This is a genomic window from Paraburkholderia sediminicola (assembly GCF_046026675.1).
GTDB classification, from domain to species: domain Bacteria; phylum Pseudomonadota; class Gammaproteobacteria; order Burkholderiales; family Burkholderiaceae; genus Paraburkholderia; species Paraburkholderia sediminicola_F.
Window position 1 is genome coordinate 2081774 of the sequence record NZ_JAQQEY010000001.1, and the last position, 21187, is coordinate 2102960.

Annotated in this window: 14 protein-coding genes; 9 read left to right on the forward strand and 5 right to left on the reverse strand. The window is 61.0% G+C overall.

Features of this window, described 5'->3' with window-relative positions; all coding sequences use genetic code 11:
* Positions 1-40: 40 nt before the first annotated feature.
* The 5 genes from PQQ86_RS09035 to PQQ86_RS09055 all read left to right on the forward strand — a co-directional run bounded on the left by PQQ86_RS09035 (position 41) and on the right by PQQ86_RS09055 (position 7543).
* Complete coding sequence (locus PQQ86_RS09035) at positions 41-4246, forward strand: bifunctional nitrate reductase/sulfite reductase flavoprotein subunit alpha (RefSeq protein ID WP_408265853.1); 4206 nt, start codon at positions 41-43, stop codon at positions 4244-4246.
* A 190-nt stretch (positions 4247-4436) separates the two neighbouring features.
* On the forward strand, positions 4437-5804 hold the full coding sequence (locus tag PQQ86_RS09040; RefSeq protein ID WP_408265855.1) for an MFS transporter: 1368 nt from the start codon (positions 4437-4439) through the stop codon (positions 5802-5804).
* Between the two features lie 100 nt (positions 5805-5904).
* Positions 5905-6579, forward strand: a complete 675-nt coding sequence (locus PQQ86_RS09045; RefSeq protein WP_408265857.1) for a type IV pili methyl-accepting chemotaxis transducer N-terminal domain-containing protein — start codon at positions 5905-5907, stop codon at positions 6577-6579.
* A gap of 126 nt (positions 6580-6705) precedes the next feature.
* The gene (locus tag PQQ86_RS09050) at positions 6706-7191 is read left to right on the forward strand and encodes an SRPBCC family protein (RefSeq protein ID WP_408265859.1); all 486 of its coding nucleotides are present in this window, start codon (positions 6706-6708) and stop codon (positions 7189-7191) included.
* Complete coding sequence (locus PQQ86_RS09055) at positions 7175-7543, forward strand: ArsR/SmtB family transcription factor (protein ID WP_408265861.1); 369 nt, start codon at positions 7175-7177, stop codon at positions 7541-7543. Before PQQ86_RS09050 ends, PQQ86_RS09055 begins: the two co-directional genes overlap by 17 nt.
* A 4-nt stretch (positions 7544-7547) precedes the next feature.
* On the opposite strand, the gene PQQ86_RS09060 is transcribed toward PQQ86_RS09055, so the two are convergent.
* Entirely contained in the window at positions 7548-8705 is a 1158-nt protein-coding gene (locus PQQ86_RS09060) for a porin (protein ID WP_408265863.1), read from the reverse strand.
* 283 nt (positions 8706-8988) lie between these two features.
* On the opposite strand from PQQ86_RS09060, the gene aldA reads away from it, so the two are divergent.
* The 4 genes from aldA (at position 8989) to PQQ86_RS09080 (ending at position 14864) form a co-directional block, all read left to right on the forward strand.
* Entirely contained in the window at positions 8989-10413 is a 1425-nt protein-coding gene (aldA, locus tag PQQ86_RS09065) for an aldehyde dehydrogenase (protein WP_408265865.1), read from the forward strand.
* Between the two features lie 159 nt (positions 10414-10572).
* Complete coding sequence (locus PQQ86_RS09070) at positions 10573-11895, forward strand: MFS transporter (RefSeq protein ID WP_408265867.1); 1323 nt, start codon at positions 10573-10575, stop codon at positions 11893-11895.
* Positions 11896-13113 carry a mandelate racemase/muconate lactonizing enzyme family protein gene (locus PQQ86_RS09075; RefSeq protein WP_408265869.1) on the forward strand — a complete coding sequence of 406 codons (1218 nt, stop codon included), beginning with the start codon at positions 11896-11898 and terminating at the stop codon, positions 13111-13113.
* Between the two features lie 89 nt (positions 13114-13202).
* Positions 13203-14864, forward strand: a complete 1662-nt coding sequence (locus PQQ86_RS09080; protein ID WP_408265870.1) for a GMC family oxidoreductase — start codon at positions 13203-13205, stop codon at positions 14862-14864.
* 11 nt (positions 14865-14875) lie between these two features.
* On the opposite strand, the gene PQQ86_RS09085 is transcribed toward PQQ86_RS09080, so the two are convergent.
* The 4 genes from PQQ86_RS09085 to PQQ86_RS09100 form a co-directional block, all read right to left on the reverse strand.
* Positions 14876-15811: a LysR substrate-binding domain-containing protein gene (locus PQQ86_RS09085; protein ID WP_200651005.1), complete on the reverse strand. Its 936-nt coding sequence runs from the start codon at positions 15809-15811 to the stop codon at positions 14876-14878.
* A 146-nt stretch (positions 15812-15957) separates the two neighbouring features.
* Positions 15958-17439: a phenylacetaldehyde dehydrogenase StyD gene (gene styD, locus PQQ86_RS09090; protein ID WP_408265872.1), complete on the reverse strand. Its 1482-nt coding sequence runs from the start codon at positions 17437-17439 to the stop codon at positions 15958-15960.
* Positions 17440-17621: 182 nt separating this feature from the next.
* Positions 17622-18617 carry a hypothetical protein gene (locus tag PQQ86_RS09095; RefSeq protein WP_408265874.1) on the reverse strand — a complete coding sequence of 332 codons (996 nt, stop codon included), beginning with the start codon at positions 18615-18617 and terminating at the stop codon, positions 17622-17624.
* Between the two features lie 424 nt (positions 18618-19041).
* On the reverse strand, positions 19042-21027 hold the full coding sequence (locus PQQ86_RS09100; RefSeq protein ID WP_408265876.1) for a primary-amine oxidase: 1986 nt from the start codon (positions 21025-21027) through the stop codon (positions 19042-19044).
* Positions 21028-21187 lie beyond the last annotated feature (160 nt).

Sequence of the window (21187 nt, forward strand, 5' to 3'; positions counted from 1 at the left end):
CTGATTTCTCTTTGTATCCATTCGAACGACGTCGCTCTCCATGTCCTCCGCTAGCGTAAAAACCGTGTGCCCCTACTGCGGCGTTGGCTGCGGAATGGTGCTGCACGTCGAGGACGGCCAGGTCGTGAAGATTGCCGGCGACAAGGAGCATCCGGCGAATTTCGGACGGCTGTGCACCAAGGGCCAGTCGGCGCATGTCGCGTTGCGCAAGTCGGGCCGTCTGGAAGACGCGTTCGTGCGCCGCGCGCGCGACCAGGATCCCGCGCCGCTGCCGATGGCGCAGGCGATCACCACCACGGCGGCGCGTTTGCGCGGCCTGCTCGACGAACACGGACCGGACGCGTTGTCGTTCTATGTGTCGGGACAGATGTCGATCGAGGCGCAGTACCTCGTCAACAAGCTCGCCAAGGGCTTTGTCGGCACCAACAACATCGAATCGAATTCGCGCCTGTGCATGGCGAGCGCAGGCAGTGGCTACAAGCTTTCGCTCGGTGCGGACGGCCCGCCGGGATCGTACGAAGACATCGACCACGCCGACCTGTTCTTCGTGATCGGCGCGAATATGGCCGACTGTCATCCGATTCTGTTCCTGCGCATGATGGATCGCGTGAAGGCGGGTGCGAAACTGATTGTGGTCGATCCGCGTCGCAATACGACTGCCGATAAGGCCGATCTCTTTCTGCAGATCAAGCCGGGTACCGATTTGGCATTGCTGAACGGCCTACTGCATTTGCTGCACAAAAACGGCCATACGGATGCGGCTTTTATTGCGGACTTCACCGAAGGCTGGGACGGAATGCCAGCTTTTCTCGCGGACTACACACCGGAGAAAGTGTCGGCGATTACGGGCCTTTCTGTAGAAAATATCCGCCAGGCCGCGCGAATGATCGGCGCCGCGCCGGAGTGGATCAGCTGCTGGACCATGGGCCTGAATCAAAGCACGCATGGCACATGGCATACGAACGCGATCTGCAATCTGCATCTGGCGACGGGCAAGATCTGCCGCCGCGGCAGCGGTCCGTTCTCGCTGACCGGCCAGCCCAATGCGATGGGTGGCCGTGAAATGGGCTACATGGGGCCCGGCTTGCCGGGGCAGCGTTCGGTTCTGGTCGAAGAAGACCGGGTGTTTGTCGAAGACCTGTGGGGCATTCCGAAGGGCACGCTGAAGACTGAAGTCGGCAACGGCACGATCGATATGTTCACTCGCATGGCTGCGGGCGAGATCAAGGCGTGCTGGATTATCTGCACGAATCCGGTGGCGAGCGTCGCGAATCGTCAGACCGCGATCGCTGGTTTGCGCGCCGCGGAACTCGTGATTTCGCAGGACGCCTTCCTCGACACCGAGACCAACCGATACGCCGACGTGCTGTTGCCCGGCGCATTGTGGGCCGAAGCCGAAGGCGTGATGATCAACTCCGAGCGCAACCTGACGCTGATGCAGAAGGGCATCGAAGCGCCGGGCGCCGCGTTGCCGGATTGGCAGATCATCGCGCGTGTCGCGTGTGAAATGGGTTTCGCCGATGCGTTTACCTACGCAAGCGCCGAAGAAGTTTTCGCGGAAATCACTCGCTCATCGAATCCGAAAACGGGTTACGACCTGCGCGGCGCGAGCCATCGCCGTCTGAAGGAAACGCCGTTGCAATGGCCGCTCGCCGCCGACGATGGCGCCGACCGCAATCCGGTTCGCTACATCAACGACGGTGTCAACCAGACGCTGAAGAAACTGCCCGACGGCAGCCTTCCGCGGCTCGTGTTTCCGACCGCAAGCGGCAAAGCTGTGTTCTTCGCCCGCGCCTTTGCAGCCCCGGCCGAGTTGCCCGACCGGGAATTTCCGATCGTGTTGAATACGGGCCGCTTGCAGCATCAATGGCACACCATGACCAAGACCGGCAAGGTCGCGATGCTCAACAAGCTGAACCCGGGCCCGTTCGTCGAGATCCATCCCGAGGATGCCGCCGCGCTCGGCATCAAGGCCAAAGACCCGGTTGAAATCCGTTCGCGCCGCGGGCGTGCCGTGCTGCCGGCGGTCGTTACGGAGCGTGTGCAAGCAGGGAACTGCTTCGCGCCGATGCACTGGAACGACGTCTTCGGCGACGACCTGTGCATCAACGCCGTAACGAGCGACGCCATCGATCCGGTCTCGCAGCAACCCGAACTCAAGTTCTGTGCGGTCGCGCTCAGCCCTGTCGTGGTCGAAACCATCGGGCCGGTGGTTTCGAATGCGGACGACGAGACGCTGAGCGACGCGCCCATGGTTACAGCCGGCGCTGCTCCGGCAAGCGCTATATCGGCGAACGCCGAGGATCTGGACATGCCCCGTATCGATTCACTCACTCGTCTGTTGCAGCTTCCGTCGACACCTGCGCCGTCGTTGACCGATACCGAGCGTGCGTATCTGGCCGGTTTCGTCAGTGGCCTGCGTTCGACGGAAGGGTTGGGCATCGACAGCGTGCCGGTCCTGCCGGGCAGCGCACCGTTTGATTCGGCGAGCCGCTTGTACGTGGATGGTTTGCTGGCCGGACTCTATAGCCGCAGTGGGACCCAGGCGGCCGTACCAGCAGTCGCGCTCGCCACGGTGCCCTCTGACGAGGCACATGCATCCAGTGTGCGCATCTTGCGCGTGCGACCCAAAGTCACCTTGCTTTGGGCCTCGCAAACCGGCAACACCGAATCGCTCACCGAACGTTATGCCACGCGTCTGATGGAGTCGGGCTTCGAAATCCGCACGTCATGCATGGCGGACTATCAAGCCTCGGCGCTCGCGAAAGCGCAATATGTGCTGCTCATGTCGAGCACTTTCGGCGATGGCGATCCGCCTGACAACGCACAAAGTTTCTGGAGCGAACTGGTCAGCGATGCAGCGCCGCGTCTCGAAGGGCTACGCTACGCCGTGCTCGCGCTGGGCGATCGCAATTACGATCAATTTTGCGGCCACGGCCGCCGTCTGGATGAACGTCTCGCCGCTCAAGGTGCGTTGCGTTTGATGGATCGCGTCGACTGTGACAGCGAGTATCAGGAGAATGCTGACGCGTGGCTCGAAGGCATCATCGTGCGCATCAAGGAAGAAGATGCGGCGCTGCATGCGGTGCCGCGAGGCGGCATGATCAACGCCGTGGTGCCCGGCGCCGTGCCGACCAGGACGCGTCCGGCCGCATCGCGTCTCGTCAGGAACCTGCAACTGAACAAGCAGGGCGCCGCGAAGGATACACGCTACTTTTCGTTGAGCACCGGCGACTCGGGCCTCGAATACGAAGCCGGCGATGCGCTGGGCGTATGGCCGAGCAATTGTCCCGAACTGGTCGATGAATTGATCAGCCTGAGCGGTTTGAGCGCCGACGCTGCAGTGAACGTCTCCGGCGTGGGGGACATGCGTCTCGCCGACGCACTCGGCAAGCACTACGAGATCGCGCGTCCCAGCCCTGACTCACTGGCATTCATCGCGGCGCGAAGCAGCAACGGCGCATTGCGCGATCTGTTGACGCCGGCGCGCAAATCCGATCTCAAACACTGGCTGTGGGGCCAACAACTCGCCGACGTGCTCCACGAATTTCCCGTAGACCTGACGGCCACAGAATTGACCGGCATGCTCAAGCGCCTGCAGCCGCGTTTGTATTCGATTGCATCGAGCCCGAAGGCACATCCTGGCGAAGTTCATCTGACGGTGGCCGCGGTTCGCTACAGCAATGGCCGCCGCCATCGCAAGGGCGTGTCATCGACGTTTCTCGCCGACCGCGCCGGTGACGTGAATGTGCCGGTATTCGTGCAGAAATCCGCACACTTTCGGCCTCCCCATGTTTCGAACACGCCGATCATCATGGTCGGTCCCGGCACGGGCGTTGCACCGTTCCGCGGCTTTCTGCACGAGCGGCGTGCACGCGGCGACAAGGGACGCAACTGGCTGTTCTTCGGCGAACAACACGCGGCCACGGATTTCTACTATCGCGACGAACTGGAAGCAATGCGCGACAGCGGTGTGCTGACCCGCCTGGATGTCGCTTTCTCGCGTGATCAAACGGAGAAGGTTTACGTGCAGGACCGCATGCGCGAGCAGGGTGCGCAACTGTGGGCATGGCTCGAAGAAGGTGCGCATTTTTATGTCTGCGGCGACGCAAGCCGAATGGCGAGAGACGTCGACGCGACGCTCAAGCAAGTGGTTGCTCAGCACGGCGGCATGAGCGAAGAAAAAGCCGCTGATTATGTGAGCTGTTTAGCGCAGGAAAAGCGCTACGTACGCGACGTTTATTGATTTTCAAAGCGACCGGCTCAGACGCGGTATCACGGTTTAAGAGAGTACGCAGTCAAGCTTGGAATAAGGACCCGGATGGCATGGAGATTGCATGTCAAAACCGGTATTCAATATCGTGGCCATTCCGGTGCGCGGTGCCTCAGCGCCGTGTACCAGGTAAGCGAACAACCAGCAAATGTGAGGATATCTAATGAAGAACGTGATGAGCTCTCTAAAGAGCGGGGATTGGCGCGCGTTGGTGGCGTGTTTCCTCTATTTCGACACCGGCTTCACTGTCTGGGTGCTATACGGGCCGCTCGCGCCGTTCATCAGCAAAAGCGTTGCAATGACGCCTGCACAGCAAGGTTTGCTGGTCGCCGTGCCGGTGCTGTCGGCAGCGATTCTGCGCGTGACGCTCGGCAATCTCTATCAATCCGCTCATGGCAAACGCATCGCGCTGATGGGCGTATTGCTGTCGGCGGTGCCGACGATCGTACTGCCGTTGTTGCCGTTCGTGCCGTCGTACACCTTGCTGCTAGTGCTCGGCGTGTTCCTCGGCGTAGGTGGCGCGAGCTTCGCGGTGGCGCTGCCGATGGCCGGTAGCAACTATCCGCCGAAGGTGCAGGGCCTCGTGCTGGGTCTGGCCGCAGCCGGCAACATCGGCGCGGTGCTCGACGGTTTCCTGTTCCCGCAACTGGCAACGCACTACGGCTGGCAAATGGCGACCGCCGGCGCACTGCCGTTGCTCGCGATTGCCGCGATCACGCTGTACTTCTGGGCCAACGATTCCGGTATCAAATCCGGCAGCGTGCTGCGCGCGTTCGGCAGTTTCGCGGTGACGCTCGCTGGTTTGATCGTACTCGTGCTGCTGGTCGAAGCGGGTATGTTCGGTTCCGGCAAGACCGGTGTGCTGCTGTTGCCGGTGATCGGTGCGCTGCTGGCGATCGCGGTGCTGCCCAAGCGCTATCGCTCGGTGCTGTCTGAGCGTGACACGTGGGCGATCATGCTGGTGTACAGCATCACGTTCGGGGGTTTTGTCGGCATGTCGTCGTATGTTTCGCTGCTGCTGACCAACCTGTATCAGCTGTCGAAAATTGACGCCGGCCTGTTCATGGCGCTGCTTGCCGCAACCGGCGCGATCGTGCGGCCGCTCGGCGGCTTGATTGCCGACAAGGTGTCGGGCGTGCGCGCGCTGACCTTCCTGCTCGCGGTCATTTCGCTGTGCGACTTCGTTTTTGCCGCCGCCATGCCGTCGATGCTGGGCGGGATTGTGCTGCTGCTGTGTCTGTACGTGGCCTTCGGTCTGGGTAATGGCGCGACCTTCCAGCTGGTGCCGCATCGCTGGGCCGGCCGCACCGGCTTGATGTCGGGCATCGTCGGTGCGGCGGGCGGGATCGGTGGATTCTATCTGCCGGTCGTGATGGGCATCGCGAAGGAAAGCACGGGCAGCTATCAGATGGGCTTCGCGACTTTCGGCGCGCTGGCGGCTTGCGCATTCCTCGCGATCGTCGCGCTGCGCCGTCCGTGGATGGCGTGGTCGATGCATACCAACGTGATGCATACGCACGCAACGGAGTAATGCAATTCGGCGTCCGCGCCGAGGCGTGTCTGCCGATGGCGGCCACGCGGTGCGGATGCCGGCTGGCGCGAAGGGGTCAATCGAATCATAAGCAGAAGACATGAGCGTTACGAAAGATCGGGTTCAAGCACCACCGTCCGAAGCGGACGTCTCCAGCGAGGTATTGAGCTCGTTGATCAACATGGCGGGGCGTCAACGGATGCTGTCGCAGCGCATCGCGTTGCAGTCGATGTTGGCGTTTCAACAGTTCGACGGTGCATTGGCGATTGCGCGGGAGACCTTGCGGACGTTTTCGGACAGCCACACCGCGCTGGTGCAAGGCCGCGACGGCATGCCCGGACTGTTCTCGCCGGCGCTGCGCGAGGCTTTTCACGGCAGCGGGAACGTTGCGAAGAAGATCGCGGACTTTATCGCGCTGGCCTCGGTGGCGCTGGAGGCGATCGAACGCGGCTCGCCGCGCGCCAATGAAGCGCTGAACGCGTTGATCGGTTCCGTCGATCCGTTGCTGACGCATCTGCACGCCGTGACCGCTGTCTACGAGCAGGAAAGCCGACGCATTGCGCGGGCACAGAAGAAAGGCCAGCAGGATCTCATCGAGCGGATCAAGGCGATCGCGAAGGAAGCGCATATCGTCTCGTTCAACGGCCAGATTGTGGCGAGCCGTTCGAATGTGACAGGCCGGGAGTTCGCCGTGATAGCGGGCGTGATGACTTCCATCACCAGGGAACTTGAGGCTGTGGTGAGCGCGTTTGTGCAAAAGACTTCGGCGGGGTAAGCGAGCGCCTGTTGCGATCTGTTTCGCTGTCCTTCAGCGGGAAAGCATTTGCTTGCGCAAAAAAAACGCAGGTAAATACTTGCATGTTGCCGGTTGCAAACCTAATATGCAGTCAGGAGGCTGCATATGACGATATCATCTGACACACCCAAAGACGCGTCGACTGACCGCATCGAGAAACAGATTCTGCTGAAGGCGCCGCGCTCGCGAGTGTGGCGCGCGGTGTCCAACGCCGAGGAATTCGGCCAATGGTTTGGCGTGGATTTCGGCGGCAAACAGTTTGTGGCCGGCCAATCCGTCCAGGGCAACATCACCTATCCGGGTTATGAGCATTTGGTCATGGATGTGCTGGTCGAGCGGATCGAGGCCGAACATCATCTTTCGTTTCGCTGGCATCCGGCAGCGGTCGATGTGTCAATCGACTACTCGCCCGAGCCCACCACGCTGGTCGTATTCGAGCTGAGCGAGGTCGATTCGGGCACGTTGCTGCGTGTAGTCGAATCGGGCTTCGATCAAATTCCCGCGGCACGCCGCGCGGAAGCGTTCCGCATGAATAGCGGCGGGTGGGAACAGCAGTTGGTCAACATCGAAAAGCATGTCGCCAAGGGGTAAGCCGGCTGTGAGCAATGCGCGAGTAAAGGCGGCCATGCTGCGAAGTTCCGCGCAGATTTTTGCGGCGCTCGGCGACGAAACGCGATTGCGTCTGATCGCCGTGTTGTGTGCGGGCAGTGCGATGTCGATCGCGCAGTTGACCGCCGGAACGGAGGTTACGCGGCAGTCGGTCACGCAGCATTTGCAGGTGCTTGCCAATGCGGGCCTCGTGCGCGACGTCAAGGTGGGCCGTGAACGCCTATGGACGTTCGAACCGGCACACCTCGACGAAGCGCAGCGCGCGCTCGAAGCGATCTCGCAGCAGTGGGATCACGCGTTGCTGAGGCTGAAGGCGGCGGTGGAGGGGGACTGAGTCCTCAGAACTTGTGCCGCAGCGCGAGCCGCACGGCGACCTGATTCCCAGTCGACGACGGCGCCTGCACACCCGGAATGAACGCGTTGTCGAGAATCGAGTTGGTGGAGTCGCCCGCGACCTTCTGATACTCGCCCTGCACATAAACGTCCGTGCGTTTGGACAGGTTGTAATCCGCCATCAAACCGACCGAGTGAATCTTCGGCTTCGCGCTGCCTGTCGACGCATCGTAGTTCTCCATCGTGTACACATACTGCGCGCCGATAAAGAAGGCCGGCGTGAACTGGTATTTACCGTTCACTTCGAAGTTCTGGTACTTCAGCGTATTCAGGCTGACGCCTGATGCCGCCAGCGGGATGCCGATATAGCCGTTGCCGGTCGGATCCTTATAGTTGGAGTTGGTGTAAGCAAAACCGGCGGTTGCCGAACCGAACGTGTAGTTGATGCCGGCGCCGAACACCCGCATGCGCCCGGCGATAAAGCTCGCGTCGTTCGCGGTAATCGCGCCGGTCGAACCCGCGCCCGGATTGTTCGCCTGCAGGTACGCGGCTGCAATCAGCAGGCCGCCGTTCGCATACTGGCCACCGAAGCTATAGGCGCGGTTGTTCGCGAAGTTCGTGTCGTTGCTGAAGCTGTACACGCCGCCGAACTGGAAGCCCGCGATTTCCGGGCTCGCGTACTTCACGCTGTTGCCGAGACGGAACGAGTTGTCCGTGTTGTCGTTGTCGTACGGGTGCGCAAACAGGTAGCCGGCCCAGTTACCGTTGGCGGTGGTCTGCGCAAGGTAATCGACCACTGAATCGTACTGGCGCCCGAACGTGACCGTGCCGAACCGGTTGTCGCTCAAGCCCACATAGGCCTGGCGGCCGAACATGCGGCCGCCCTGGCCGAGCCGCCCTGAGCTCACGTCGAAGCCGTTTTCCAGCTGGAACACGGCCTTCATGCCGCCGCCCAGATCTTCCGAGCCCTTCATGCCCCAGCGGCTGCCTTGCGCATAGCCGCTTGCCATTTCCCAGACTGCGCCGCGCCCGGCGTTGTTGGTGTAGTCGATGCCTTCGTCGAGCACGCCGTACAGGGTCACGCTGCTTTGCGCGAAGGCGGACGGGGCCGCCAGCGAGGCAAGCACGGTGAATGCTGCGGCGGCGATGACATTCTTTTTCATTGTGAGCTCCAGACTTTGGTAGTGAGTGACCCCAGTGGGTCGAAACGGGGTTCGACCGCTTGCAAAGGCCGCTGCGTTTGGCAAAGCCCGGATTCTGCTATTCGAGATGGGATTCGCGTATGAGGCACATCCCTGGATAAACGTGATTTTTTCGAATGTTTGTCCCGCGAATTATTCGCTTGTGGTGCGCCGTGCCCCAGAGAAAAATTCCGTCCATGCACCTTTGGCATGAAGGCGATAGCCGAAGGCAATGCGCCACCGCACCAGGTTTTCAGGAGACGACATGCGACTCGATCGGAATTTTGCTAACGGCTGCTTTATCGACGCGGCAAGCGACGATCTCATCGCCGTCACCAACCCCGCTACCGAAGCCGTGATTGCCCACGTCACGGGCGCTACCGAAGCCGAGGCCATCGCCGCGGTCGACGCCGCAGCCGCCGCGCAGAAGGGCTGGCGCAAGCTGCCTTCGGCCGAGCGCGCGGTCTATCTGCACAAGCTCGCCGACGCGCTCACCGAATGCGCGCCCGCCATCGGTGCGGCGCTCGCGCTGGAGTCGGGCAAGAGCGTCGCCGACGCCACTAACGAAGCGATCTACGCCGGCCAGATCACCCGCTACCACGCCGAATGGGCGCGCCGCATCGAAGGCGAGGTGATTCCGAGCGACACGCCCGACGAGAACCTCGTGCTGCATCGCGAGCCGATCGGCGTGGTCGCATGCCTGATCCCGTTCAATTACCCGGTCTATACGTTCATGCGCAAGGTGGCGCCCGCGCTGATCGCCGGCAATACCGTGGTGGTGCGCCCGAGCAACAACACGCCGACATCAGCGTTCGAGATCGCAAGAGCGGTTGAGAAGGCAGGGTTGCCGGCCGGCGTCGTGAACATTCTCGCAATGAATCATGCAACCGCCGAGGCGCTTTGCACGCATCCGAAAGTCGGCATGATCACGCTGACCGGCAGCGTCGGCGCGGGGCGCAAGGTGCTCGAATACTGCAAGGCGAACATCGCCAAGCCGTCGCTCGAACTGGGCGGCAAGACGCCCGCCATCATCCAGGCGGATGCGGATCTCGAGAAGGCCGCGCGCGATCTGGTCGCATCCAAAACCACTCACTGCGGGCAGCTTTGCACGGCGATCGAACGCGTCTACGTGCAGGAAAGCGTGCATGACCGTTTCGTCGCGCTGCTGAAGAAGCACATGAGCGCGGTGGAAAGCGGTGATCGCAGCGAACAGCCGTCGCTGATGGGACCGCTTGTCAACGACGCGTCGCGCCAGTCGATTCACGGGATGGTCGAACGCGCGATCGCGGCGGGCGCCACGCTCGAAACCGGCGGCAGGCTGCCGCAAGGCAAGGGCTTCTTCTATCCGGCCACGCTGCTGTCGAACTGCCGTCAGGACATGGAAATCATTCAGGAAGAAACTTTCGGTCCGATTATGCCGGTCGTCAAATACCGCACGCTCGACGAAGCCCTGGAGATGGCCAACGACCATCAGTTTGGTTTGTCGTCGGTGCTCTATACCGAGAACTATCGCAGCGCGATGAAGATCGCCAACGGCATCGAGGCAGGCGAGCTGTACGTGAACCGTACGCCGGCCGATCCGTATCAAGGTTTCCATGCGGGCTGGAAACGCTCGGGTCTCGGCGGCGACGACGGCAAGCACGGCATGCTCGAATTCACGCAGACCCGTCTCGTAGTCATGAAGTACTAAAGCTGAAAAGCTGAAACCGGCGCGTGCCGCGCGATTCGGAGTAGACGGCACGCGTTGTTTTGAAACCCGTAGAAACGCAGCGAATCCGCTGCACTTATAAAAATATTTGAAGATCCGGCGGCCCGGCCAACCGGCGCTGTGTCTTCCAGGAGCGCTCACGTGTCATCTCAGTCCGTTCAAACCACCGCTTCGCTCGCCTCAAGCGCCGCGGAAACCGCTTTGCAAGCCAACAAGGCTCAACGCTACATCCAGCTCATGTTGCTGGTCGTCGCGGCCGGCGCGATTTACCCGATTCTGTATCTGCGGCAGGTCTATCAGCCGACGATGCTCGAAGTGTTTCACATCACCGATAGCCAGCTCGGCTATCTGTACTCGTCGCTCGGCACGATCTTTCTGCTGAGTTACTTGCCGAGCGGCTGGCTCGCCGACCGGATCGCGCCGCGCCTCCTGATCTGCTTTTCGCTGATCGCAACCGGCGTGCTCGGCCTGTGGTACTCGACCGCGCCGTCGTTCCAGATGCTCATGCTGATTTTCGGTGGTTGGGGTTTGACGACTGGGTTGACCTTCTGGGCTGCCGTTATCAAGCGCGTGACGATGATCGCCGGCACGCACGAGCAGGGCCGCTTCTTCGGTTTGCTCGATGGTGGACGTGGCCTGATCGAAGCCATGCTCGCGACCATCGCGATCACGCTGTTCGCCTGGTTCACGCAGACGAGAGGCGAACCGGTGGCGGCTGGTTTCAAGCTGGTCGTCTACATGTACGCGTTTCTGTGCATCGCGCTTGGCGTGGTGCTTGCACTCGTCAAAGACCCGCAAGGCGCTAAGGACGCGGCCGTCAACCGCGCCACGAAGAAACGCAGCAACGTGCTGGTCGATCTGAAAACGCTCGCGTCGATTCCTGAGTTGTGGCTGGTCGCGGCTATCGTGTTCTGCGGTTACCAGGTGTTCTGGGCTACTTACAGCTTCTCCGCGTATCTGCACGAAGGCGAGATCGGCTTGACGGTGGTGATGGCCGGCACGATCACTACGCTCAAGCTGTGGATGCGCCCGATCGGCGGCATCGGCGGCGGCTTTCTCGGTGACCGTTATTCGAAGGTCTCAGTGCTGGTGATCGCGCTCTTCCTCGCTGCACTGTCGCTGCTGGGTCTGATGGCGGCGCCGCGTATCTCGAGCCACGTGCTGCTGGTGTTCCTCGTGTTGTTTATCGGCATTCTGACTTACGCGATTCGCGGGCTGTACTGGTCGCTGCTGGATCGCTGCAATATCCCGGTCGAAACGATGGGCCTCGCCATCGGCCTGATCTCCGTACTCGGCTATTCGCCCGACGTGTTCCTGCCGTTGATCAATGGCTATCTGACGCAGAACTTCCCGGGCGTCTTCGGTTACCAGCTTTACTTCGGCTATGTGGCCGGAATGGCGGCGCTCGGCGGCTTTGCCGGCCTCGCGCTGAGAAACATGCTTAGCAAAAAAGGGGTTGCGTAAATGAAAGTCGTCTCGCTCGAAACGCATATCGTCGCCGTACCGCCGCCGCACGTGGGCGGCATGTACTGGATCTTCGTCAAGCTCAAGACCGACTGCGGTATTGAAGGCGTCGGCGAAATCTATTCGGCAACGTTTCACCCGAAGGCGATGACCCACATCATCGACGATGTATTCGGCCGCTATCTGCTCGATAAGGATCCGCACCATATCGAGCGGCTCTGGCGCGAAGCGTATTCGAGCGGTTTCACGCAACGCCCCGATCTGACGATGATGGGTGTGGTCAGCGGGCTGGAAATGGCGTGCTGGGACATTATCGGCAAGGCGGCGAACAAACCGGTGTACGAACTGCTCGGCGGCATAGTGAACCAGCGTCTGCGTTCGTACACCTACCTGTATCCGAAGAACAGCCGCGGTGAATACGACTACGACGATCCCGATCTCGCCGCCGAATGCGCTGTTGAGAACGTGAAGCGTGGTTTCACTGCGGTGAAGTTCGATCCGGCGGGGCCGTATACGGCTTATTCGGGGCACCAGTTGTCGATGGAAGTGCTCGACCGCTGCGAGACTTTCTGCCGCCGCGTGCGCGAGGCCGTCGGCAGCAAGGCCGATCTTCTGTTCGGCACGCATGGGCAGATGGTGCCGTCGTCGGCAATCCGGCTCGCCAAACGCCTCGAAAAATACGATCCGTTGTGGTTTGAAGAACCGGTGCCGCCGGGGCAGGAAGGCGCAATGGCGCAAGTCGCGCAGCACACGAGCATTCCGATTGCCGCGGGCGAACGCCTGACCACCAAGTATGAATTTTTCAAGCTCCTCGAAGCGGGCGCGGCATCGATTCTGCAACTGAACGTGGCGCGTGTGGGCGGCCTGCTCGAAGCGAAGAAAGTCGCGGCGATTGCCGAGGTGTATTACGCGCAGATCGCGCCGCATCTGTACAACGGGCCGATCGGCGCGGCCGCCAGCATTCAGCTCGCGGCCTGCACGCCGAACTTCCTGATTCAGGAAAGCATCGGCACGTGGGACGGTTTCCATGCGGCAGTGTTGAAGAAGCCGATTCAATGGGAAGACGGCTACATCATTCCGTCGCAGGAACCGGGTTTGGGCGTGGAGTTGAACATGGACGTCGTTCGGCAGCACACGCCGTACACCGGCGAGCGTCTGCATCTGCAGATGGCAGCACTTCCTGCCGACGTGAAGGATCTCGCGCCGGCCAAGGGTTGAGGCCGGCCTGACGCAGCCGGGTTTCAAGCTGTGGGTTTCAGGTTGTTTTACGCATTCAATGGATTGGGCGCCGCTTGGCGACATAGAGCATGAACTACGATTACATCATCGTCGGTGCTGGTTCGGCGGGCTGCATTCTCGCCAATCGCCTCTCGGCGTCGGGCCAATATTCGGTGCTGCTGCTCGAAGCGGGCGGCAAAGACAGCTCGTTCTGGTTCAAGATCCCGGTGGGTTTCACCAAGACGTACTACAACGAAACCTATAACTGGATGTACTACAGCGAGCCCGAAAAGGAACTCGACAACCGGCCGATCTATTGCCCGCGCGGCAAGGTGCAGGGCGGTTCCGGCTCGATCAACGCGATGATTTACGTGCGCGGCCAGCCGCATGATTTCGACGACTGGGCCGCGGCGGGCAACCCGGGCTGGGCGTTTCGCGACGTGCTGCCGTATTTCCGCAAGCTCGAATCGCATCCTCTCGGCAACACGGAGTATCACGGCGCGGACGGCCCGATCCGTATCTCGCCGATGAAGGATGCAGCCCATCCGATCTGCCACGTGTTCCTGAAAGGATGCGACCAGGCCGGCTACAAGCGCAGCGATGATTTCAACGGCGAACGATTCGAAGGCGCGGGCATCTACGATGTGAATACGCGCAACGGGCAGCGTTCGTCGAGCAGCTTCGAGTATCTGCACCCGGTGCTGACGCGCAAGAACCTGACGGTCGAGCGTGACGTGCTCGCGAGCCGCGTGCTATTCGACGGTAACCAACGGGCAATTGGCGTGAGCGTGACGCAGAACGGCGCGACGCGGCAGTTCATGGCGAACCGCGAGGTGATCCTGTCGGCGGGCGCAGTCGATTCGCCCAAGCTGTTGCAACTCTCAGGTGTCGGCGATAGCGCATTGCTGGCAAAGCATCGTATTGCAATGGTCAAGGAACTGCCCGCTGTGGGACAGAATCTGCAGGACCATCTGTGCGTGAGCTTCTACTATCGCGCGAACGTGAAGACGTTGAACGACGAACTGCGCCCTTTGCTCGGCAAGCTCAAGCTCGGCCTGCAGTATCTGCTGACACGCAAGGGGCCGCTCGCGATGAGCGTGAACCAGTCGGGCGGGTTCTTTAAGGGCAACGACCGCGAAGCGCAGCCGAATCTGCAGTTGTACTTCAATCCGCTGTCGTACCGGATTCCGAAGAGCAACAAGGCGAATCTGGAACCCGAGCCGTATTCGGGCTTCTTGCTGGCATTCAACCCGTGCCGGCCGACGAGCCGCGGTTCGATCGAGATCGCGTCGAACCGTGCGGAAGACGCCGCGAAAATCCGCATCAACGCGTTGACCACGGAGAAAGACATCGACGAAGTGATCCAGGGCTGCGAACTGATGCGCAAGGTGATGGCGTCGCCGGCGTTGAAAGAGATCACGGTCGAGGAAATCTCGCCGGGGCCGCAGGTGAATACGCGCGAAGGCTTCCTGCAGTATTTCCGCGAGCAATCGGGTTCGATCTATCACCTGTGCGGCTCGTGCGCGATGGGCGACGACCCGCGCACCTCGGTGGTCGATGCGCGTTTGCGGGTGCATGGCATTGCCGGCCTGCGCGTGGTCGATGCATCGATCTTCCCGAACATCACGTCTGGCAACATCAATGCGCCGACGATGATGGTCGCGGAGAAGGGCGCCGAGATGATCCTTATGGACGCTGCCATCGAAGCTGCTTTTAAACCCGAAGCGGCAGAGCTGGCTGCGGCCGCCTGACTTCGCCCGGCTCAGCCCGCTTCACCCAACTGCGCCGACTCCGACGAATCGAGCGCGCGCTCGGTCAACCAGATCTCCTGCTGCAGCCAGTCGCGGAACAGCGCGACGTGCGGCAGCTCGTCCTGCTCTGCGCGCGTAACGAGCCAATACGACTGGTGGCCGTCGACGTGCACATTGAGCACTTGTACCAACTGTCCCTCAGCCAGCTCACGCCCAATCATGTGACGATCGGCGATGGTCACGCCGAGTCCGTCGATAGCGGCACGGATCGCGTGATCGAGCAGATCGAATTCGTAACCGCCACGGGTGTCGACGTTTTCGATGCCGGCGGCTTTCAACCAATGCTGCCAGGTGAGATATCGCTGATCGGCGCTCGCGAGCACGTGCAGCAGCGTGAACTGATTCAGATCGATGGCCGCGCGGCCGGCCTGGCGCGCGAGCAACGCGGGCGCGCAGACGGCGATGTGCCGTTCGTTCATCAGCAGACGGTTGTCGAAACCTTCCCACTCACCGTTGCCGAAACGGATGGCGCAGTCGAGCACACCCGATTCGGCGAGGTTGTCGTCGACGCGGGTCGACAGGCTGAGTTCGAGATGCGGATGCGCGTCACGTAGACGTCCAAGACGCGGCATCAGCCAGCGGCTCGTGAACGTGGGTGGCGCGTTGATACGCAGACGGTTGCGGTGGGTTTTCTCCTGCAGGCTGCGGACCGTAAGTTCGATCCGGTCGAATGATTGTTGCAGTGCTTGCAGGAGGATGCGGCCGGCGGCCGAGAGCTCGAGGTGGTGATGGTGACGCTGAAGCAAGGTCTCGCCGAGTTGGGCTTCCAGTTGCCGGACTTGCCGGCTGACCGCGCTTTGCGTCACGTTCAGCAGTTCCGCTGCACGCGTAAAGCTGCCCGTGCGGCCGGCGACTTCGAAGGCTTTCAGCGCGTTCAGCGCGGGCATTTTGCGTTTCAAGGTGGGGCACCCAAGGGTAGGCTGACGCGCAGCGGCGCGGGTGCCTGGTATTTTACTGTGTTGCCCTCGATGTGCTACAGGTGTGCACGTCTTGCGGCCACGATGTGTTCGTGCCGCAAGACGTGCAGCGGCCGTCAATAGGCGATACAGACCGACTTGCTTTCCGTATAAGCATCCACAATGGCCTTGCCGTGCTCGCGTCCGATCCCCGACGCTTTAAACCCGCCGAATGGCATCGCGGGATCGACCATGTTGTGGGTGTTGACCCAGACGGTTCCCGCTTCGATGCCGTCGACCAGCCTCAACGCCTTGTCGAGTTGATTCGTCCACACACTCGCGCCAAGACCATATTCCGATGCGTTAGCCTGAATCAGGACCTCATCGATATCGTCATAAGGCATTGCCACCAGCACCGGTCCGAATACCTCCTCCCTGACCACGGAAAGCGGCTTGCACGCACGATTGGCAATGACCGTCGGGCGGACAAAGAAGCCATCCGCATCAACGGCTGCGTTACGTGACAGGATTTCGCCGCCTTCCTGCCGGCCTTGCGCGATCATTCCCATGACCTTGTCGCGGTGTCGTGCCGAAACCATCGGGCCCATCTGCGTTGCGGCGTCGAAGCCGGAACCTAAGGCAATTCCATCGGCCACTGCGGCGATACCTTGCACCACTTCGTCGTAAATCGAGCGAGCGACGTACAGGCGGGAACCCGCGGTGCAGACTTGCCCGTGATTGAAGAAAATTGCGCCGGCGGCGCCTTCGATCGCTTTCTTCGGGTCGCAGTCGTCCAGGACGATCACGGGGCTCTTGCCGCCCAGTTCCAGCGATACGCGTTTCAGATCGTTAGCGCATTGGCGGCCGATGATGCGGCCTACTTCGGTCGATCCCGTGAAGGTGACTTTGTTCACCAGGGGATGCTTAACTAGCGCTGCGCCAGCGGTCTCGCCACGGCCTGTGACGACGTTGAATACGCCAGGGGGGAAGCCGGCTTCGTGGGCCAGTTCGGCCAGGCGGATCGCCGTTAGAGGCGTTTCTTCCGCCGGTTTCAGCACGACGGTGCAGCCGCATGCGAGGGCCGGGGCGATCTTCCAGACCGCCATCAGGAGCGGGAAATTCCACGGGACGATTGCGGCGACAACGCCCGCTGGGACGCGTTTTGTTGAGGCGTTGTAGCGGGTGCCCGGTGGGAAAGGGATCGACAGGTCGAAAGTCGTGCCCTCGATTTTGGTGGCCCAGCCGGCCATGTAGCGGAGCCATTGGACGCTGCCTGAAACTTCCAGCATCTTTGAGAAGGCTATTAGTTTTCCCTGGTTTAGCGTTTCCAGTGTGGCTAATTCGTCGGTGTGTTGTTCTAGCAGGTCGGCTAGTTTTAGCAGCAGACGTTCGCGAGCGGCTGGCGGCATTCTGCGCCAGGTGTCTGATTCGAAGGCTGCTTTTGAGGTTTTGACCGCGTGGTCGATGTCGGTTTCTGATGCGTCTGGGAGGTGGGCTAGTTCTTCGCCTGTTGCCGGGTTGTAGATGGGGAAGGTTTTGCCTGCGGCGCTTGGGGTTTTTTCGCCGTTGATGAACATGGTGGTTGGCAGCTTTGCTGTTTGGATTTTCTGTTCGGGCATGGTTTGTCTCCGGCGGGGTTGGATTGGTGGTGCTATTCGGTTGGCGCTTTCGGGTTTGTCTTGCTGCTTGCCTGCGGCGGTGCCTTTCCTTGTTTTGTTAGTGGTCTATTAGCGTTCCCCCTGTGCGGGGGGCACCTACTTTTCTTTGCCGCCGCAAAGAAAAGTAGGCAAAAGAAAGCGGCTCAAACCACGCCTGCTAAGCGGGGCCCGCAGCTCGCAAACGGTAGTGGTGCATCTGGAATCTGTGTTCTCGTACATTCGGCATTCGTGACAAGGGAGTCATACTTCCCGACTCGCACTTTGTGCTCGTCGGAAGAGTCTGCCTGGCGGGAGTCATGGTTTAGGTGCCCGCGGTGCACCTTTCTTTCGGACCAGTTGGTCGTTAATGTGCCGGCACATGTCAGGTTCGTAATCGCGCTCAGCGCATACAGCACGATGAATCCGTCGCCGAAAAAGTAGGGCGTTGTCGATAACGTTGCTCCCAACACCATCCCGATGTGGTGTGCCACGCCCGGACAACCCGCGCTCAATGCGCCGCGCGATTTTCTCCGCAGCTTCATGAGCGCCGGAATCGTCAGGCAGTCGAGAATCAGAAATATCTTTGCTGCGAGCAGTGCCAGCGTTGGACCGTCCGCGGCTGCGAGGGCTCCAATTAACGCTGCTCGTAGCACGTACAGCACAATCAACATTCGGTTGCTGTTGCCTGAACGGTCGGCGATGAACGCGAGCGCGCAAACGGCACCCACTGAAAGCAAGATCTGCCACATCGGTTGTGTGCCACTCATGCCGCAAATCGCATACAGCTGGAAACGCGCGAGACTGCCGCTCGATAAGCCCGCAAGCAATGCGAGCAGGGCCGTCGCACCGGTCGCGTGGATGGCTCTGCCCGACTGGACCCTGCTTCGATTCGCGTACTGGTTCGGATCGAAATGCTCAGGAGGCAAGGCTGACGCGCGAACAAGATGCTGCCCGTACAACAGCAACACGCCACCCACCACCACAAACAACCCAGCTATCGTGGTGGAATGCTCCAATCCACTCATATACGCCGGCACGATGCCCATCGCACTCATCGCGGCAATCAGGGTCACGGCGGTCGCAAGCGTGGTGTGCGGCCTGGATACACGTGACATCAACAACGGCACGGTCGTCATCGTTGCCAGCGCCAACGCGCTCATCCACAACGCGTTGGTTCGTTGACTGAGACCGGCTTGAGTCACCAGCGTCGCGGCGCCGCTCACGAGCAAGACACAGGCTGTGCCGCTTACGCTTGCAATTAGCCCGCGCGCCGCGCCAGCCACGCCCACCGTTAGTCCGCGTGCTGCACCGCCCATGCCCGCCATCAACACACGTGCAATCCAACCCACACTCGCCCTCAACAAACGTGTAGCCCAACCCCCGCCCGCAATTAACCCGCGTGCCGTGCCCCTTGCATACGCAATCAGCCCGTGTACCGGACCGTCCGCGTCCGCACTCAGCATGCGTGCCGCGCCGCCTTCACTTGAAGTCAGCCGGCGCGCCACGCTGCACGCAGTCGCGGGTCGCACGTATGACGCGTCGGTCACGCGTGCAGCAGCGGGCCGCGCGCCACGTATCTTCGGATCAGCGCTTGCAGCAGCCATGATCCGCGGACTTGCCGTCTTCGACGCTGTTCTGGTCGCGCTCGGACGGTAAGTCCATCGTCGGGTTCGCAGAGAAGAAGTTGTTCGGCTTGAGCGTGAAGCCGGCGTATTCCACCGGCATCACGGGGAAGTCCTCGGGTTTGCACACGTGCGTGTGGCCAAAGCTGTGCCACAAGACGATGTCCTCGTTCTCGATGTTGCGGTTCGCCTCGATGTAGCGCGGCAAACCGTCGCCGCCCGCGTGCTGGTTCGGATAGTCGCCGCTCGCGTAGCGCTCGGCCGGATCGAATGGTGTGACCCACACGTGACGTGTCGCAAAGCCGCCGCGTTGACGGACCTTCGAGCGCTCGTCGGCCAGCATCAGCGGGGAGTCGTTCACGATCAGCTTGTAGCCAGGATTCGCGCCGACAGCGTTCTTCACGTTCGGGTTGGTCACCTTCCAGTAACGTCCCGTGCTGCCGTTCGCCATGCGCGCGGCTTCGCTCTCGGTCTTGAACACGCGTTTGGTGGTGTCGAAGACGTTGCCGTACGGATTCGTTTCGCCCATCGGACGCGGCACGAATTCGTGTTCGGTCACAGTGTTGCGTTCTCCGTCCACCATCATGTGCATCCGGGCATTAAAGAAGTGCTGATGGGTCGGGCCGCCAAGGTTTTCGGTGATCATACCGCCCCACGGATACGTGTCGCCGTCAGCCACCGCCGAGGTTTGTACGATGCCGGTCAGCTTGCATTCGAGCTGGATGGTGCCGTCCTGGTACAGGTACCAGTAGAAGCCGTAGTCGTAATTGCCAACCGTCGCGAAGAATGAAATCACGAGGCGTCGCGAGCGGCGCATTTCGAAAACGCCGGTGCGAAACTCGTAGTGCTTCCACAGGGTGCCATAGTCCTCTTCGTGCATGCACACGGCGTTCTTCATCACGAACGCATTGCCGAAATCGTCGGCGGAAGGAATGTCGAAATAGCGGATCGTGCCGAGGCAATCGCAACCGAGTTCGAGTTGGTTCGCCAGTTTGCCGAGGCCGTACTCACCGGCATCGAATGCGCTCTTCCAGTAGTGATTCGTGCTCGGGTCGGAGTAGGGCACGCACATCTCCGTCACGCTCGCACGGTAAATGATCGTCCGCGCATTCTTGCCGTCGTCCCACGACAGTTGATGCAGCACCAACCCTTCGCGCGGCGTGAAGCCGACGCGGAAGTTCCAGTTCTGCCAGCTCACGTGCCAGCCGTCGATCTTGAAGCTCGGGCCCTCGGGTTGGCTGATCGACAGCGGTTTGAGCGTGTTGCGCGGCTCGCCGAGGCTCGGTGTGTCGTAGTTGTGCTTCGCGCGCGGAATCGGAATGATTCGGCCGTCGTCCACCAGTTCAATCACTCTCTTCTCGAGCAGATCGACCACCGCCACCACGCCCTCGATCGGATGCGCGTAGCCGTTGTCGGTCACGGTCTCGCGGTAGTAGCTCACGCAACGCACGAGGCGGCGGCCGTTCTCGTTCTCGCGGTCGAAGCAGCCGGCGGAAAACGGATCGACCTGGACGCGCTCCAGATCCTTCTCGGTGAGGCCGCGCTTCATGACCGCAACGCGCCAAGCGTCGTCGCTTTTGACGATCTGCTCGGCGTTCATGAAGTCTTCGATCATGATCGGCGGCTGACCAAATGGCGCCTGATCGAATGGCAGCACGTTGCGCGAGGCAATTTTTTTCTCTCTCAGGTCCACATGGAATTCGGTGGTCGTGCCATTCGTGCGATCGATTGCGAGGACGAACGCCGTGCGCGAAAAATATTCACCAGTCTTGAATGCGACGACTTCAGCCTTCGACGGCTCGCGCAATTCGACCATCGGAAAACGGACGTGCCCGTCGAGATTGTCGGCGGCCTTCACCAGATCGCAGGCAAGCTGCATTTCGTCCGGACTCAGCGGATCGAGCGGATGAACGGGGGCGTGAGCGGCGTTCGTGGCATTCGTGTTCATAAGATTCCCGTAAGGAGTGTGCTGGACCGGACTGCGCGCGAGGCTGGGTGAAACGCGTCGAACGCTGAGTCGATGGCAAATCGTAGGAACCCAATAATATTTTCGCGCTTGCCTATCGCGCCAAATGAACGATAAAGTGCGCCAGGAGGAAGGACACGGC

Excerpts from the sequence above, each read along its gene's own strand:
- PQQ86_RS09035 (WP_408265853.1), top strand. The coding sequence starts at position 41 with ATGTCCTCCGCTAGCGTAAAAACCGTGTGCCCCTACTGCGGCGTTGGC.
- PQQ86_RS09040 (WP_408265855.1), top strand. The coding sequence starts at position 4,437 with ATGAAGAACGTGATGAGCTCTCTAAAGAGCGGGGATTGGCGCGCGTTG.
- PQQ86_RS09045 (WP_408265857.1), top strand. The coding sequence starts at position 5,905 with ATGAGCGTTACGAAAGATCGGGTTCAAGCACCACCGTCCGAAGCGGAC.
- PQQ86_RS09050 (WP_408265859.1), top strand. The coding sequence starts at position 6,706 with ATGACGATATCATCTGACACACCCAAAGACGCGTCGACTGACCGCATC.
- PQQ86_RS09055 (WP_408265861.1), top strand. The coding sequence starts at position 7,175 with ATGTCGCCAAGGGGTAAGCCGGCTGTGAGCAATGCGCGAGTAAAGGCG.
- PQQ86_RS09060 (WP_408265863.1), bottom strand. The coding sequence starts at position 8,705 with ATGAAAAAGAATGTCATCGCCGCCGCAGCATTCACCGTGCTTGCCTCG.
- aldA (WP_408265865.1), top strand. The coding sequence starts at position 8,989 with ATGCGACTCGATCGGAATTTTGCTAACGGCTGCTTTATCGACGCGGCA.
- PQQ86_RS09075 (WP_408265869.1), top strand. The coding sequence starts at position 11,896 with ATGAAAGTCGTCTCGCTCGAAACGCATATCGTCGCCGTACCGCCGCCG.
- PQQ86_RS09080 (WP_408265870.1), top strand. The coding sequence starts at position 13,203 with ATGAACTACGATTACATCATCGTCGGTGCTGGTTCGGCGGGCTGCATT.
- PQQ86_RS09085 (WP_200651005.1), bottom strand. The coding sequence starts at position 15,811 with ATGCCCGCGCTGAACGCGCTGAAAGCCTTCGAAGTCGCCGGCCGCACG.
- styD (WP_408265872.1), bottom strand. The coding sequence starts at position 17,439 with ATGCCCGAACAGAAAATCCAAACAGCAAAGCTGCCAACCACCATGTTC.
- PQQ86_RS09095 (WP_408265874.1), bottom strand. The coding sequence starts at position 18,617 with ATGAGCGCGTTGGCGCTGGCAACGATGACGACCGTGCCGTTGTTGATG.
- PQQ86_RS09100 (WP_408265876.1), bottom strand. The coding sequence starts at position 21,027 with ATGAACACGAATGCCACGAACGCCGCTCACGCCCCCGTTCATCCGCTC.